This is a genomic window from Delftia sp. DT-2 (assembly GCF_028401915.1).
Classification (GTDB): Bacteria; Pseudomonadota; Gammaproteobacteria; order Burkholderiales; family Burkholderiaceae_C; genus Comamonas; species Comamonas tsuruhatensis.
Genome location: NZ_JAQOTI010000008.1, coordinates 346,953 through 362,826, shown reverse-complemented (window position 1 = coordinate 362,826; position 15,874 = coordinate 346,953). Strand labels below are relative to the sequence as shown.

Here is a 15,874-nt window from a genome sequence, read left to right as displayed (position 1 = left end):
CCTTTCGCATTCCCAGGAGTCATTCATGGATCTCAGTACCCCTCTTGCAGCCGCCGCCGTTGCGGCCGGGCTGCGCACCGACGGCGCCCGCCTGTGGCAATCGCTGATGGACCTGGCGCGCATAGGCGCCACACCCAAGGGCGGCGTGTGCCGCCTGGCGCTGACGGACCTGGACCGCCAGGGGCGCGATCTCTTCGTGCAGTGGGCGCGCGAGGCCGGCTGCAGCATCCGCGTCGATGCCATCGGCAACATCTTCGCGCGCCGCGCAGGCCTGGACGATGCGCTGCCGCCCGTGATGACGGGCAGCCACATCGACACCCAGCCCACGGGCGGCAAGTTCGACGGCAACTACGGCGTGCTGGCCGGGCTGGAGGTGCTGCGCACGCTGGGCGATGGCGGCGTGCGCACGCGCGCCCCGTTGGAAGTGGCCGTGTGGACCAACGAGGAAGGCTCGCGCTTCGTGCCCGTGATGATGGGCTCGGGCGTGTTCGTCAATGCCTTCACGCTGGAGCATGCGCTGGCCCAGCGCGATGCCCAGGGCGTGAGCGTGGACGAGGCGCTGCGCGCCATCGGCTATGCCGGGCCGGCCGGCCCGGCGCCTGCGGTGGGCGCATATTTCGAGGCCCATATCGAGCAGGGCCCGGTGCTGGAAAACCATGAACGCGTGATCGGCGTGGTCAGCGCCGCGCTGGGCCAGCGCTGGTACGACGTCAGCGTGCAGGGCATGGAGGCCCATGCCGGCCCCACGCCCATGGAGCTGCGCCGCGACGCCCTGCTGGCCGCCAGCGACCTCGTGGCCGAGGTCAACCGCATCGCCCTGGACCGCCTGCCGCATGCGCGCGGCACCGTGGGATCGCTGGAGGTGTTTCCCAACTCGCGCAACGTGATCCCGGGCGGCGTCAAGCTCAGCGTGGACCTGCGCGCGCCGGACGACGGCCAGTTGCTGGACATGGATGCCGCACTGCGCGCGGCCTGCGAGCGCATTGCGGCCGCGCATGGCGTGACCGTTGGCGTGGAGCAGGTCGTCTACTTCCCGCCCCAGCCCTTCACGCCGCACCTGGTGGAGGCCGTGCGCGCCAATGCGGCCGACCTGGGCTACAGCGCCATGGACGTGGTCAGCGGCGCGGGCCACGATGCCGTCTACCTGGCGCGCGTGGCGCCTGCCGCCATGATCTTCGTGCCCTGCGCCGACGGCATCAGCCACAACGAGATCGAGGATGCCGAGCCCGCCCACCTGGAGGCCGGCTGCAACGTGCTGCTGCGCGCCATGCTGGCGGCTGCGGGCGTGGTGCAGGCAGCGGACGGCGGGGTGCCGGCATGAAGATCCTGATCGCCCGGCTCAACCACGAGACCAATACCTTCTCGCCCGTGCCCACGCCCATCGAGGCGTTTGCGCCCACCTATGGCGAGGCCGCCTATTCGGCCAACAAGGGCATGCGCACGGCCATGGCCGCCTTCATCGACCTGGCCGAGGCGGCGGGCGCCACCCTGGTCACGCCGGTATCGGCCACCTCCAATCCCAGCGGCCCCGTGCATGCGGCCGCCTATGACGAACTCACGCGCCGCATCGTGGCGGCCGCGCCGGGCTGCGATGCCATCTTGCTGGACCTGCACGGCGCCATGGTGGCCGAGAACAGTGCCGACGGCGAAGGCGACCTGCTCGAACGCGTGCGCGCCGCCGCGCCCGGCGTGCCCGTTGGCGTGGCGCTGGACCTGCACGGCAACATCACCGAAAAAATGGTGGGCAATGCCGACGTGATGGTGGGCTTCAAGACCTATCCGCACATCGACATGTACGAGACCGGCGAGCACGCGGGCCGGCTGCTGCTGGACATGCTGGCCGGCCGCGCGCGCTATGCCGTGTGCTGGCACCGCCTGCCGCTGATGAGCCACACGCTGCGCAGCACCACGCTGGACGGCCCCATGCTGGACGCCGTGAACGCAGCGCGCGCCCTGGAAGCGGAGGGCCTGCCCGCGGTCTCGGTGTTCGGCGGCTTCTCGCTGGCCGACATCGCCGCGCCCTGCGTGAGCGTGGTCGCCACCTGCAGGACCGACGAACGCGCGGCCACCCAGGCGAGCGTGGACGCGCTGGCCGCCCGGATCTGGCAGCGCCGCGCCGACTTCGTCTACCGCAGCGAGCCGCTGGCCGATTCGCTGCGCCGCGCCCAGGCCCTGGCCGACGGCGCCGACCGCCCCGTGCTGCTGCTCGACCATGGCGACAACTGCATGTCCGGCGGCACCTGCGACACCATGGACGTGCTGCAGACCGCGCTGGAGCTGGGCCTGTCAGGCATTGCCGTGGGCCCGCTGTGCGACCCCGAAGCGGTTGCCTCGCTCACGGCGGCGGGCGAAGGCGCCGAGGTGGAGATCGCGCTGGGCAACAAGGTCTCGCTGGAGCGCATCGGCCTTCACAAGCAGCCGCTGCGGCTGCGCGGCACGGTGCGCGCCGTCAGCGACGGCGCCTACACGGTCAGCGGCCCCATCTACACGGGCCAGCGCTGCCACATGGGCCGCACGGCCTGCCTGGATACGGGCGCCGCGCAGATCGTGATCACCGAGCAGACGCACGAGCCCTGGGACCTGGGCGTGTTCCACTGCGTGGGCATGGACCCGACTCGCTTTCGCTTCGTGCTGCTCAAGTCGCGCATGTACTGCCGGCCCGTCTTCGTGCCGCTGTCCGCCGGTCTGGTCGAGTGCGACAGCCCCGGCGTGACCACCTCGGACTATTCGCGCTTTCCGTTCGCCCGGGTCAGCCGCCCGGTGTTTCCGCTGGACGCCATCTGATGGATGCCAGGTGATTGCCCGGCTTTGCGGCGGCGCGCAAGCAAAGACCGCCGCCGCTGCGGGGCATTGGGCAACCAGGCATCACAACAGTTTCACAGCAGGACCCGGCTATTGCCTGTCGGCCTACAATCGGTTCCCCCCTACCTCGGCCGACGGCACGCGGGCTGATCCGCGCGTGCGTTGGCCATGCCTTCGCTGGAGACGCTTGATGTCCGACAACACGGCCCCGACCCCTTCCGATAAACGTGCCCAGCTGCGCCGTGCCGCACTCGAATACCACGAGTTTCCCAAGCCCGGCAAGCTGACCATCGTGCCGACCAAGCCCATGGCCAACCAGCATGACCTGGCCCTGGCCTACTCGCCCGGCGTGGCAGCGCCCTGCGAAGAGATCGTCAAGGACCCGGCCGCCGCCTTCAAGTACACGGCGCGCGGCAACCTGGTGGCCGTGATCTCCAACGGCACCGCCGTGCTGGGCCTGGGCGACATCGGCGCGCTGGCCTCCAAGCCGGTGATGGAAGGCAAGGCCGTCCTGTTCAAGAAGTTCGCGGGCGTGGACGTCTTCGACATCGAGATCAACGAGAAGGACCCGCAAAAGCTGGTCGATGTGATCGCCGCGCTGGAGCCCACCTTCGGCGCCATCAACCTGGAAGACATCAAGGCACCCGAGTGCTTCTTCGTGGAGCGCGAACTGCGCCGCCGCCTGAAGATCCCCGTCTTCCACGATGACCAGCACGGCACGGCCATCACCGTGGCAGCGGCCATGGTCAACGCGCTCAAGGTCGCGGGCAAGAAGATCGAGGAGGTCCGTCTCGTGGCCTCGGGCGCGGGCGCCGCTGCCCTGGCCTGCCTGAACCTGCTGCTCAAAGTCGGCCTGCGCCGCGAGAACGTGTTCGTCACCGACCTGGCCGGCGTGGTCTACGAGGGCCGCACCGAGCTGATGGACGAGGACAAGGCCCAGTTCGCGCGCGCCACCGAGCTGCGCACGCTGGGCCAGGTCATCGAAGGCGCCGACGTCTTCCTGGGCCTGTCCGCCGGCGGCGTGCTCAAGCAGGACATGGTGGTCAAGATGGCCGCGCGTCCGGTGATCTTCGCGCTGGCCAACCCCAACCCCGAAATCGTTCCCGAAGACGTGAAGGCCGTGCGCAGCGACGCCATCATCGCCACGGGCCGCTCGGACTACCCCAACCAGGTCAACAACGTCCTGTGCTTCCCGTACATCTTCCGGGGTGCGCTGGACTGCGGCGCGACCACCATCACCACCGAGATGGAAATCGCCACCGTCCACGCCATCGCCGAACTGGCCCAGGCCGAGCAGAGCGAGGAAGTGGCGGCAGCCTACGTGGGCGAGCAGCTGAGCTTCGGTCCTGAGTACCTGATCCCCAAGCCCTTCGATCCGCGCCTGATGATGAAGATCGCCTCGGCCGTGGCCCAGGCTGCCGCCGAATGCGGCGTGGCCCAGCGCCCGATCCAGGACATGGATGCCTACCGCGCCCATCTGCAGACCTTCGTCTACGCCTCGGGCACGATGATGAAGCCGCTGTTCGCCACGGCCAAGAAGGCCACCAAGAAGCGCGTGGCCTATGCCGAAGGCGAGGAAGAGCGCATCCTGCGCGCCGCGCAGATCGTGGTGGACGAGCGCATTGCGCGCCCCACGCTGATCGGTCGCCCGGCCATCATTGCCCAGCGCATCGAGAAGTTCGGCCTGCGCCTGAAGGAGGGCCAGGACTACGACGTGGTCAACGTCGAGCACGACGAGCGCTACCGCGACTTCTGGCAGACCTACCACCGCATGACCGAGCGCAAGGGCATCACCGTGCCCATCGCCAGGATCGAGATGCGCCGCCGCCTGACCCTGATCGGCTCCATGCTGCTGCACAAGGGCGAAGTGGACGGCCTGATCACCGGCACCTGGGGCCAGACATCGCACCACCTGCAGTACGTGGACCAGGTGATCGGCCGCCGCGCCGGCGTGCAGACCTATGCCTGCATGAACGGCCTGCTGCTGCCCGACCGCCAGGTCTTCCTGGTGGACACCCACGTCAACTACGACCCCACGGCCGAGCAGCTGGCCGAGATCACCATCATGGCCGCCGAGGAAATGATGCGCTTCGGCGTCAAGCCCAAGGCCGCCCTGCTGTCGCACTCCAACTACGGCTCCAGCAACCAGCCCAGCGCCGTCAAGATGCGCCAGACCCTGGAGCTGCTGCGCGAGCAGGCCCCCTGGCTGGAAGTGGACGGCGAGATGCACGGCGACGTGGCCCTGGACGGCAAGGCCCGCGCCCAGCTCATGCCCAACAGTACGCTGCTGGGCAATGCCAACCTGCTGGTCATGCCCAACATCGACGCGGCCAACATCAGCTACAACCTGCTCAAGCAGGCCGCTGGCGGCGGCATTGCCATCGGCCCCGTGCTGCTGGGCGCCGCCCGTCCCGTGCACATCCTCACGCCGAGCACGACGGTGCGCCGCATCGTCAACATGACGGCGCTGACGGTGGCGGACGCTAACGCTAACCGTTAAGCACCCCCTGAGCGGCTTCGCCGCTTCCCCCGTGTGCACGGCGCCCTCTCTCGCTTCGCGGGAGGGGGACGACACCCTCGCTGCGGGGCGGCCCTTGCTCGGTGTCCCTCGTTTTGGCCGCGCGCGTTTTTGAGACAACGGGCGGCATTTGCATTGAATGGAAGGCAACTCAGGCGCAGAGTTGCCTTCTCACTGTTCAATCCCCAGACATTTCCTCGGTCAAGCTGCCTGTTTTTTAGGCAGAACTTGCATTTTGAGGGGTGTTCCGTCACACTAGCGGGTCGAGATTTCAGGGCTTCCCTGGATTTCTGAAAGGTGTAGTTGATGCTGAAGGCAGCCGCCGCCAAGGCGTACCAGTCCGGTCTAGCGCTCATCGTCGGGGCCGCCTTTGTGCTGTCGCCCTCGCTCGCTGATGCGCGCCGCTCGGCGCCCGAGAGCGCGGATTCGACGGCGGCCATGGCCACCGTCACTCTGTCAGAGCTGCCGCGCGAAGGCCGTTCCACCTATACGCTGATCCTGCGCGGCGGGCCTTTTGCCCACGACAAGGACGGCACGGTGTTCGGCAACCGCGAGCGCATCCTGCCGCGCCAGTCGCGCGGCTACTACCGTGAGTACACGGTGCGCACGCCCGGCTCGCGTGACCGCGGAGCCCGCCGCATCGTCTGCGGCGGAGAGCCCCAGCAGCCCGATGCCTGCTACTACACCAGCGACCACTACAGCAGCTTTCGCAAGATCATCGAATGACCTCGACCCAGTCTTTGCAGCCAGTTCGACCCTCCGCGTCCGACGCAGTGCGCTGGCAGGGGTCTGCATTTCATCCACAGCCCGGGGACGCCGCAGGCCAGGTGCCCGTACCCGCAGGCCACATCCACGTTAGAGAAAGAGCCACGGAGATGGATGCACCACTTCGTAAGATCCCGGACACCCCTTTGCGGAACGTGCGCGCCAACATCGTGCAGTCCATCCGCGCCTACAGGGTGGAGGATCTGCAACAGGCGGCCGAGACGCTGGGGTGCCATTTCCTGTATGCCAACCTGGCCCATGCGCAGACCAAGGCCGACATCCTGGAGCTGCTGGCCACGCAGTTCTTCTTCCCCGCGCATTTCGGCAAGAACTTCGACGCGCTCTACGACTGCCTGACCGACCCCATCCACAAGGCCGGCCCGCAGCCGGGCTTCGTGCTCGTGCTCGACCAGATCCCGACCACGCCCAAGTTCGACAAGGAAGTGCGCGAGCAACTGCTGGACAGCTTCCGCGACGCGGCCGAATACTGGGCCGAGCGCAAGATCCCGTTCCGCTGCTTCTACTCTTTCCTGTAAGAGCCGCACATTGATTGCACGGCGCCAGCGTCCCATGTGGGCGCTGGCGCCGTGCGCCACCTGCGTCTAGCTGCGCGTGAACCGGGCCGCAAGTGCCTCGTACTCGGACACCGGCACTTCCTCGGCGCGGCGCTGCAGGTCGAACTCCCCGTCAAAGCCCTTGGCTTCCAGCCAGCGCCCCAGCGTGTTGCGCAGGATCTTGCGCCGCTGGCTGAAGGCCACCTGCACCATCTCCTCCAGCAGCTTCGCGTCCAGGGCCGCCGGCGCCTCGCGCGGGACCATGCGCACGACGGCGCTGTCCACCTTGGGCGGCGGATTGAAGCTCTCGGGCGGCACGTACAGCACGCTCTCCATCGCATAGCGCCACTGCAGCATGACCGTCAGCCGCCCATAGGCCGCCGTGGCCGGAGAGGCCACCATGCGGTCGATGACCTCCTTTTGCAGCATGAAGTGCTGGTCCTCGACCACGTCCACCTGCTCGAGCAGGTGAAAGAGGATGGGGCTGGAGATGTTGTAGGGCAGGTTGCCCGCAATGCGCAGCTTGGGCACGCCCAGGCGCGCGGCGATGGCGCGAAAGTCCACCTTGAGCACGTCGGACTCGACCACGTCGAGCTGCTCGTGCAGGCGCAGGCGCACGGCCAGGTCGCGGTCCAGTTCGATCACGGTGAGCCGGCCCAGGCGCTCGACCAGGGGCTGGGTCAGGGCCATCAGGCCCGGACCGATCTCGACCATGGACTGGCCCGGCCGAGGATCGATGGCACGCACGATGCCGTCGATGATGCCGCCATCGGTCAGGAAGTTCTGGCCGAAGCGTTTGCGAGGAATGTGTTTCATAGAAAAAGCAAGGCGGTGCGCCATGGCACCGCCTTCCATTGTGGACTGCCGCAGCCATGGCTGCTTGGGGGGTGTCTTATTGCGGGGGCTCGCGGTACTCGACGTAGGCGCGGCCACGCAGCTCCTGCAGCCAGGTCTGGTAGTCGGTTTCGAGCTTGCGCTCGCGCACCACGTTGCGCACCATTTCGCGCTGCTCGCGCGGCGTCAGCGCGGCCTGGCGGCGCTCGATGAGCTGGATCAGGTGCACACCGAAGCGCGAGACCAGCGGGTCGCTGACCTGCCCGGGCTGCAGCGCATTGAGCACCTGCTCGAACTCGGGCACGAACTGGCCGGGCGAGGCCCAGCCCAGATCGCCGCCGTTGCGCGCGCTGCCGTCCTGCGAGAACTCGCGGGCCAGCGATTCGAAGCTGGCCTGGCCGCTGTCCACGCGGCGCTTGTAGTCGGCCAGGCGCTTGGCGGCATCGGCCTCGGTCATCTGGTCGCCGATGCGCAGCAGGATGTGGCGCGCATGGTTTTGCGTGACCACGGAAGGCATGCCGGCCTGCGACTTCTCCAGCACCTTGAGCACGTGAAAGCCCGCGCCCGAACGGAAGGGGCCGACGATGCCGCCCTGCGGCGTCTGGCCCACGGCCTTGGTGAACAGTTCGGGGTAGCGGTCCAGCGGGCGCATGCCCATGGCGCCGCCGCCCTGGCCGTCGGGCACATCGGAGAACTCCTTGACCACGGCCAGGAAGTCGCCTTGCGTGCGGGCCGCCTCGGCAGCCTGCTTGGCGCGGGCTTCGCGCTCGGCCACTTCGGCGGGGCTGGCATCCTCGCGCACAGCGATCAGGATGTGGCCCAGGTTCACGGCCGCCGGCGCCTTGTCGGCGCCGCCGCTGCGCTGCTCGGCCAGGTAGCGGTCGATGTCGGCTTCGGTCACGCGCACGCGGCCGTCCACATCGCGCTCGCGCAGGCGCTGCAGCGTGATCTGGCGGCGCAGTTCTTCGCGGAACTGCTTTTCGTTCACGCCCTCGGCCCGCAGGCGTGACTGCAGGCCGGCCTTGTCCAGGCCGTTTTGCCGCGCCACATTGGTCAGCGCCTGGTCCACGGCGTAGTCATCCACGCGCAGGCCCGTGTCCTTGGCTTCCTGCAGCTGGGCCTTTTCCACGATCAGCCGCTCCAGCACCTCGCGGGCCAGCAGCGCCTCGGGCGGCATCTGGCCGCCCTGCTCGGCAATGTTCTGCGCCACGCGCGCCATGCGGGCCCGCACCTCGTTGTTGGTCACGGGCTCGGAGTTGACCACGGCCACGATGTAGTCGGCCGAGCGCACGCCGGCATTGCTGCCGCGATCACGCGACAAGGGCTGGTTGGTGGCGTCCAGCGCGCGCGAGACGGAGGCATCGCCGGCCTGGGGCGCCCTGGACTGGCCCGGAACACGCAGGCCTTGCGCCTGGGCTGTGGTGGCCAGCAAGGCCAGCGCCACAGCGGCCGCTGCGCAGCAATGGGTCTGGGAAAGAAAACGCATGGGAGAGATGCCTTGCAAAAAGCGTGTTTGGAGCCTTGGCTCTAATCGTAATTGGTGAAGCGGCTGGGCGGCGTCACCGACTCGCGCAGGTACTGGTAGCGCGGCACATTCTGCTTGAGGCTGCGCTGCGGGTCGGCACCCAGGCTCAGCCGCGAGAAGCCTACGAACTCGATCTGGAACAGCAGCCGGGTGTTGGACTGGGTGATGGAGCTTTGCAGGCGCTCCAGCACCACGCGGCCAATCCAGCAGCAGCCGTCGTACTCCAGCCCGACCACGGTATCGACGAGCTTGCGGTCCTTCAGGCTGTAGTTCAGCCGGCCCACCGTGTACCAGCGGCCGCCGCCCTGGCCACGGCCGGCACCCAGGTCACGGCCCTTGTCGCCCCAGAGGTCGTTGATGGGCCATTGCCAGCCCACATCGACCAGCTTGCTGGCATCGGTGCGTGCCACGGTGTCGTACTGGGTACGGTAGGCCACGTTCACCGTGCGGTAGGAGCTGGGGCTGTAGCGCGCGCCGAAGGTGGTGCGCACCGGGCGGTTCAGGTCGCGGTTGTACTGGGTCGTGCCTTCGGTGGACCAGGCATCGGTCCAGTTGATGGCCGCACCCAGCAGCACGTCGGACAGCCGACTGGTGGCAGGCACCTCGCCGGGCAGGATGACCTTCTGGTCGGAGAAACGCACGCGCTGCGCAATGCCGAAACGCGCCTTTTCCGCGCCCGTGGCCCCGTCGATCAGGCGTGTGGTCGCGCCCAGGGTCAGCAGGTGGTTGTCGGCAATGCGGTCCTGGCCGTTGTAGTCGTTTTCGGAGTAGATGCTCGCGAAGTTGAAGTCGTTGCGCGCCGTGTCGTACAGCGGCAGAAAGCTCTGGTCGCGGTAGGGCGTGTAGGTGTAGAAGGCGCGCGGCTCGAAGGTCTGCAGCAGCTGGCGGCCGAACAGCGTGGTGTCGCGCTCGAACACCAGGCCGCTGTCCACACTGACCGTGGGCAGCGTGCGCGAGGCATTGCGGTTGCCGTTGCTCATCAGGCGGTCCACCTGGTAGTTGCTGGTGTGCAACTGGATCCTGGGCGTGATGAAGGCGCCCGGCGACAGGAAGGGACGGCTCAGCTGCGCCTGCATGTAGCTGCGCTGGCCGTTGTTGTAGGTCATGCCGGCCAGGGGCTTGTCGATCTCGAAGCGCGTGGTGTCGGCCACGAAGCTGAAGTCCAGGCCGTGCGGCAGGTCCAGCGGCGTGTAGCGCCATTGCAGCTGCGGCTTCATGCCGTAGGGCGGGGCAATGGGCGCCGATGCGTCCTGCATGGTCTGCCAGTACAGGGTGCGCAGGGTCAGCACCCCGTCGCCACGCGCCCAGGACAGGTTCACGTCGTTGGGCAGCAGGCGCTCGCGCAAGGAACGGGCGGCCAGCGGGAAATCACGCCAGTAGTTGTCGTCGCTGACGCGGTTGAGGTTCATGTTCAACCCCAGGCCGCCGATGGGCGAGCTGATGACGCCCCGGTGCTGCAGCGAGTAGGCCCAGCGGTCACGGTCGCGCTGGCGGTCGCCCGGCATGTAGGCCGCGTAGGCCTCGCCCGAATAGGTGGGCTCCAGATAGCGGAACTGGGCGCCCAGGTTGACGCCGCGCTTGCTCATGACCGAGGGATACAGGGTCATGTCGCGGTTGGGCGCGAGGTTCCAGTAGTAGGGCTGCGTGTATTCGATGCCGCTGAGCTTGTCCAGGCCCATGGTGGGGGGCAGCAGGCCCGACTTGCGCTTGTCCGACAGCGGAAAGCTCATGCGCGGCACGGGCAGCACGGTCACGCCCTTGAACTGCAGGGCCGCGCCTTCGGCCACGCCGACTTCCTCGGCCATGTCGATGTGCAAGGTCCGGGCGCGCAGCATCCAGGCCGGCTGCCAGGTGGCTTCGTCATCGCGCTGGCAGGTGGTGTAGGTCGCGTCATGGACCACGGCATGGTCGCGGTCGATGAAGTCCACGCGCGAGGATTTGCCGTAGGCCCCGTTGGCCAGGAAGCGGTAGCCGGCGTTGTCGAAAAAGCCCTTGAAGGCATCGACCTGCAGGTCCAGCTGCGAGCCTTCGTAGACATTGCCGGCCTGGTTGATGTGCACGGCGCCCGAGGCATTGACGCGGTCGTCGGGCACCTGGTATTCGAGCCGGTCGGCGCGGATCATGGTGTCGCCGCGGCGCAGTTCGGCATTGCCCTCGATCACCGCATTGATGTCCGGCTGGCCGCTGAGCGCGTCGCCACGCACGTAGACGGGCTGCTGGGAGCGGACCGCCTCAGGGTAGGTTTCCTGCATCAGCGTGCTGGGGCGCAGCGGGCGCACCTGCTGCAGCCGGCCTTCATCGGCCGCAGCGGGCTGGGCCTGGGCCAGCGTCGAGCCACCGGCCCATGCGAGAGCCACAAGCCAGGCCAGCGGGCGTACAGCGGGGCGCGCGGGCGCGCGGGCAGCCAGCGGATCGGGGAGCGGCGGTCGGAGGTACACGGTGGTCAACAGCGGCGGGTGGACAAAGGCGCAAGCCTAGCATCACCGCCGGGCATTCGCCGGGGTGGCGGTTTGTAGAATCGCGATTATCCATGAGCCATCCAAACACCCCCACGGCCGGCGTTGTCTGGGCCGACCCCGCCCGCCATGCCGCCTTCGACGCCTGGCTGGCCCCGCTGTCCGCCCGCCACGCGCTGCGCCCCGAAACCCTGCGCCCGGCATCGGCCGATGCCAGCTTTCGCCGCTATCTGCGCCTGGACACCGCCGCCGGCGCCAGCCTCATCGTCATGGATGCCCCGCCGGACAAGGAAGACTGCGCGCCCTTCGCCAAGGTGCAGGCGCTGATGGCCTCGGCCGGCCTGGCCGTGCCGCAGATCCTGGACTGGGACGCCGTGCACGGCTTCATGCTGCTGTCCGACCTGGGCGGCCACACCGTCATCGAGGCGCTGGACCCGGAAAAGCCCCAGGACGCGGAAGCCTGGTACCGCTCGGCGCTGGAGGTGCTGCTGGCCTGGCAGACCGCCTCGCGCCCCGACGTGCTGCCCGCCTATGACGACGCCCTGCTGCGCCGCGAACTGCAGCTGTTCCCCGACTGGTACATCGCGCGCCACCGCGAGACCGTGCTCGACGACAGGCAGCAGGCCACGCTGGCCAAGGCCTTCGACCAGATCGTGGCCCACAACCTGGCGGCGCCCAGCGTCTTCGTGCACCGCGACTTCATGACGCGCAACCTCATGCAGCCCGTGACGGCCAGCGGCCCGCTGGGCGTGCTGGACTTCCAGGATGCGGTCTACGGCCCAGTGACCTATGACATCGCCAGCCTGCTGCGCGATGCCTTCATCAGCTGGGAAGAGGACTTTGTCATCGACATTACCGTGCGTTACTGGGAAAAGGCACGCAAGTCGGGATTGGTGGGCGCGCGCAGCCAAAGCGGCTGGGGCGACGATTTCGGCGAGTTCTACCGTGGCGTGGAGTGGATGGGGCTGCAGCGCCACCTCAAGGTGGCCGGCATCTTTGCACGGCTGACATTGCGAGACGGCAAGCCCCGCTACCTGGCGGATACGCCGCGCTTCATCCACTACATCCGCGCCACCTGCAGCCGCTACCGCGAACTGACGCCGCTGCTGCGCCTGGTGGACCAGATCGAGAACATTCAGCCCCAGGTGGGCTGGGCCTACGGGCGCGTTTGAGGACAGGTACGCCATGCCACGCTTTCACTGCCCCATCGCGCTGCGCAGCGGCGACGACATCGAACTGCCGCCCGGTGCGGCGCGCCATGTGCAGGTGCTGCGCCTGCAGCCCGGCGACGGCATCACCCTCTTTCAGGGCCGTGCCGGCGAGGGCTTCAGCGGCGGCGAGTTCGAGGCCACGGTCCTGCGCATGGGCCGCAGCGACGTGGCCGTGCGCATAGGCGCGCACCACGCCGTGGAACGCGAACCGCTGCGCCCCGTGCACCTGCTGGCAGGCATCACGGCCAACGAACGCATGGACTGGCTGGTGGAGAAGGCCGCCGAGCTGGGCGCCGCCAGCATCACGCCGCTGGTGGCCGAGCGCAGCGTGCTCAAGCTCAAGGGCGAGCGCGCCGAGAAAAAGCTGGCGCACTGGCAGGCCGTGGCCGTGTCGGCCTGCGAGCAGTGCACACGCAACCGCGTGCCGCCGCTGCATGCGCCCACCGACCTGCAAGACTGGCTGGAGGGCGGCGCGAAACAGCTGCCGCCCGGCACGCTGCGGCTGCTGCTGTCGCTGGGCGAGGGAACCCGGCCGCTGGGCGAGATCGTGGACGCCATGGCCGAGGATGCGCCCGTGGTCTTTCTATCGGGCCCCGAAGGGGGCCTCTCTCCGGCCGAAGAGGCCCTGGCCCGCGCCCAGGGTTTCGTGCCCGTCACGCTGGGTCCACGCGTTCTGCGCGCGGAAACCGCGCCCTTGGCCGCGCTGGCGGCGCTCACGCTGGACTGAACCGGCCCAGCCACTGCCGCAGCCTTGCGAACACGGGCGCGGCGAAGGCATCGCGCTCGTTGAACAGCTCGTGGTAGGCGCCGTCAAAGCACTGCGCCTGCACCACGGCCGGCGGCGCACGGTCGGAAAAGGCCTGGCTGCCGGCCGGCGCCACCAGCCTGTCGTCCCCTGCCCACAGCAACAGGCTGGGCACACTCCAGCTGCCCGCACGGGCCAGCACCTGCGGGCCGCCCTGCGCCAGAAAGCGCGCCAGCCGTGCGCTGATGCGGTCGTGGCACAGCGGATCGGCGCGGTAGGCATCGCAGACCGCCACGTCATGCGAGAGATACGGAATCTGCAGGCCGTTGGACACGCGCAGATCGGGCAGCAGGCGCGGCAGCGTGCCAACGAGCAATTTCTGGATCGGCGACAGACCCACATCGAGGGCTGGCGAGGACAGCACCAGCGCATCGACAGGCCGGATGGCCCGGGCCACGAACAGCGCCGCCACCAGGCCGCCCAGGCTGTGGCCCAACAGCACCAGCGGCTGGTCGGCCGGTTGCCGGGCGCGCGTGTCATCCACCACGGCCGCCAGGTCGTCCAGAAGCCGGTTGTCGCCCGTCAGGCCACCGCGCGGCCCTGCCGAGCGTCCGTGGCCATATTGGTCGTAGCCGCGTACGGCATAGCCCCAGGCATTGAGCCGCTGGGCCAGTGCCGCATAGCGGCCGATGTGCTCGCCCAGGCCGTGCACCAGCAGCACGGTGGCGCGCGCCGGGCCCTCGCCGGCAGGCCAATCGCACAGTGACAGCTCGGCGCCGTCGCCGGATGCCAGGCGTGTGACCTGGCCTTCCGGCGCGGGGGCAGACGCTGCCATCACGCCACGCCGGCAGTGCCGGCACCGGCTTCGGAACCTGCCTGCGTCACGGCCATGGCGGCGATCACCTGGGCCACGGCGGCCGTGAGCTTCTTGGCATAGGGCACGTGCAGGAATTCATTGGGGCCGTGGGCGTTGCTCTTGGGGCCGAGCACGCCGCAGACCATCATCTGGGCCTTGGGAAAGCCCTGGCTGAGCATGTTCATCAGCGGAATCGTGCCGCCCTGCCCGATGTAGCCGCAGGAAGCGCCGAAATGCGCCTGGCTGGCGGCGTTGAGCGCGTCCTCGAACCAGCCGTCCATGGCTGGCGCATTCCAGCCGCTGGCACCCGACAGCCCTTGCCAGGTCACACGGGCCTGGTAGGGCGCGTTGTCCTCCAGCAGCGCCTTCATCTCCTGCACGCAGGCGGCGGCATCGACCAGGGGCGGCAGGCGCAGGCTGAGCTTGAAGGCCGTGTAGGGCCGCAGCACGTTGCCGGCATCCTGTAGCGCGGGCAGGCCCTCTGCGCCTGTGACACTCAGCGTGGGCTCCCAGGTGCGCTTGACCAGCGCCTGCACCGGGTCGGTGGTGGTGGGCAGGGCAAACAGCGTGGAGCCGCCGCAGTCGTAGTGCGCCCAGGGAAAGCGCGCATAGGTCTCCTCGCCGAGGATGGCCGCCGTGGCGCGCATCTGGGCCATGCGGTCGGCCGGGACCTCGCAGTGGAAGCTGGCGGGCAGCAGGCGCCCGGTCTTGCTGTCCTCCAGACGGTCCAGCACCTGGCGCAGGATGCGGAAGGACGACGGCACGACGCCCGAGGCATCGCCTGAGTGCACGCCCTCCGTGAGGATCTCCACCTTCAGCGTGCCGCTGGCCATGCCGCGCAGGCTGGTGGTCAGCCACAGCTGGTCGTAGTTGCCGGCGCCGCTGTCCAGGCAGATCACCAGGCCCACATCGCCCAGGCGCGGACGCAGGGCATCGACATAGGGCAACAGGTCGCGCGAGCCGCTTTCCTCGCAGGTCTCGATCAGGCCCAGGATGCGCGGGTGCGGCACGCCCTGGCGCTTGAGCTCCTGCACGGCGGCAATGCTGGCGTAGACCGCATAGCCGTCGTCGGCGCCGCCACGGCCATAGAGCTTGCCGTTCTCGTACTTGGGCGTCCACGGACCCAGATCGCTGCGCCAGCCGTCGAACTCGGGCTGCTTGTCCAGATGGCCGTACATCAGCACCGTGGGGCTGGAGGCCGCCTTGTCCTGCGTGCCTTCCACCTCGAAGAACAGCACTGGCGTGCGGCCCGGCTGGCGCACGATCTCCAGCGTCAGGCCCGCCACCTTCTGCGCCTGCACCCAGTCGGCCGCATTGCGCAGCACGGTCTCCAGGTGGCCCTGCTGCTCCCAGTCGGGCGCGAACATGGGCGACTTGGCGGGAATGGCGATGTACTCGGTCAGCGCCGGGACGATGCGCTCGTCCCAGGAGCGGCTGATCCGGTCCAGCGCGGCTGCGGGCTGCAGCAGTTGTGAAGGAGTGCGTGCATTCATGGTGGGTCCTCGTGTCAGGGATGGGCGCACCGTTCGAGCGAAGCCAGCGCCGCGATCCGGTCATTGTGCGCCAACGCCATGCAGACCATGAGAGCCCGGCGCCAGCGACTACGAT

12 protein-coding genes are annotated in these 15,874 nt (G+C 68.7%); 7 read left to right on the top strand and 5 right to left on the bottom strand.

Features of this window, described 5'->3' with window-relative positions; all coding sequences use genetic code 11:
- Nucleotides 1–25: 25 nt before the first annotated feature.
- The 5 genes from PO605_RS16900 (at nt 26) to PO605_RS16880 (ending at nt 6,621) form a co-directional block, all read left to right on the top strand.
- Complete coding sequence (locus PO605_RS16900) at nt 26–1,321, top strand: Zn-dependent hydrolase (RefSeq protein ID WP_047219255.1); 1,296 nt, start codon at nt 26–28, stop codon at nt 1,319–1,321.
- A complete protein-coding gene (locus tag PO605_RS16895) occupies nt 1,318–2,784 on the top strand; it encodes a M81 family metallopeptidase (protein WP_047474771.1) in 1,467 nt (488 codons plus the stop codon). Before PO605_RS16900 ends, PO605_RS16895 begins: the two co-directional genes overlap by 4 nt.
- Nucleotides 2,785–2,992: 208 nt before the next feature.
- A complete protein-coding gene (locus tag PO605_RS16890) occupies nt 2,993–5,302 on the top strand; it encodes an NADP-dependent malic enzyme (protein ID WP_016447231.1) in 2,310 nt (769 codons plus the stop codon).
- Nucleotides 5,303–5,626: 324 nt separating this feature from the next.
- On the top strand, nt 5,627–6,046 hold the full coding sequence (locus PO605_RS16885) for a ribonuclease domain-containing protein (RefSeq protein ID WP_016447232.1): 420 nt from the start codon (nt 5,627–5,629) through the stop codon (nt 6,044–6,046).
- Nucleotides 6,047–6,195: 149 nt separating this feature from the next.
- Nucleotides 6,196–6,621: a barstar family protein gene (locus tag PO605_RS16880; protein ID WP_013804792.1), complete on the top strand. Its 426-nt coding sequence runs from the start codon at nt 6,196–6,198 to the stop codon at nt 6,619–6,621.
- 66 nt (nt 6,622–6,687) lie between these two features.
- Here PO605_RS16880 and rsmA read toward each other — a convergent pair whose 3' ends face one another.
- The 3 genes from rsmA to PO605_RS16865 all read right to left on the bottom strand — a co-directional run bounded on the left by rsmA (nt 6,688) and on the right by PO605_RS16865 (nt 11,436).
- Entirely contained in the window at nt 6,688–7,455 is a 768-nt protein-coding gene (gene rsmA, locus PO605_RS16875) for a 16S rRNA (adenine(1518)-N(6)/adenine(1519)-N(6))-dimethyltransferase RsmA (RefSeq protein WP_017404994.1), read from the bottom strand.
- A gap of 76 nt (nt 7,456–7,531) precedes the next feature.
- Nucleotides 7,532–8,959 (bottom strand): peptidylprolyl isomerase, encoded by a 1,428-nt coding sequence (locus PO605_RS16870; RefSeq protein WP_272206657.1) that lies wholly within the window; start codon nt 8,957–8,959, stop codon nt 7,532–7,534.
- A gap of 41 nt (nt 8,960–9,000) precedes the next feature.
- A complete protein-coding gene (locus PO605_RS16865; protein WP_047471839.1) occupies nt 9,001–11,436 on the bottom strand; it encodes an LPS-assembly protein LptD in 2,436 nt (811 codons plus the stop codon).
- Between the two features lie 92 nt (nt 11,437–11,528).
- Between PO605_RS16865 and PO605_RS16860 the strand changes: the two genes are divergently transcribed.
- Nucleotides 11,529–12,626 (top strand): aminoglycoside phosphotransferase family protein, encoded by a 1,098-nt coding sequence (locus tag PO605_RS16860; protein WP_016447236.1) that lies wholly within the window; start codon nt 11,529–11,531, stop codon nt 12,624–12,626.
- A gap of 13 nt (nt 12,627–12,639) precedes the next feature.
- Nucleotides 12,640–13,392, top strand: a complete 753-nt coding sequence (locus tag PO605_RS16855) for a 16S rRNA (uracil(1498)-N(3))-methyltransferase (RefSeq protein ID WP_016447237.1) — start codon at nt 12,640–12,642, stop codon at nt 13,390–13,392.
- On the opposite strand, the gene PO605_RS16850 is transcribed toward PO605_RS16855, so the two are convergent.
- Nucleotides 13,379–14,245, bottom strand: a complete 867-nt coding sequence (locus PO605_RS16850; protein ID WP_047471828.1) for an alpha/beta hydrolase — start codon at nt 14,243–14,245, stop codon at nt 13,379–13,381. The two genes, PO605_RS16855 and PO605_RS16850, sit on opposite strands and share 14 nt — an antisense overlap.
- The gene (locus tag PO605_RS16845) at nt 14,245–15,759 is read right to left on the bottom strand and encodes a M20 family metallopeptidase (RefSeq protein WP_046241498.1); all 1,515 of its coding nucleotides are present in this window, start codon (nt 15,757–15,759) and stop codon (nt 14,245–14,247) included. Before PO605_RS16845 ends, PO605_RS16850 begins: the two co-directional genes overlap by 1 nt.
- Nucleotides 15,760–15,874 lie beyond the last annotated feature (115 nt).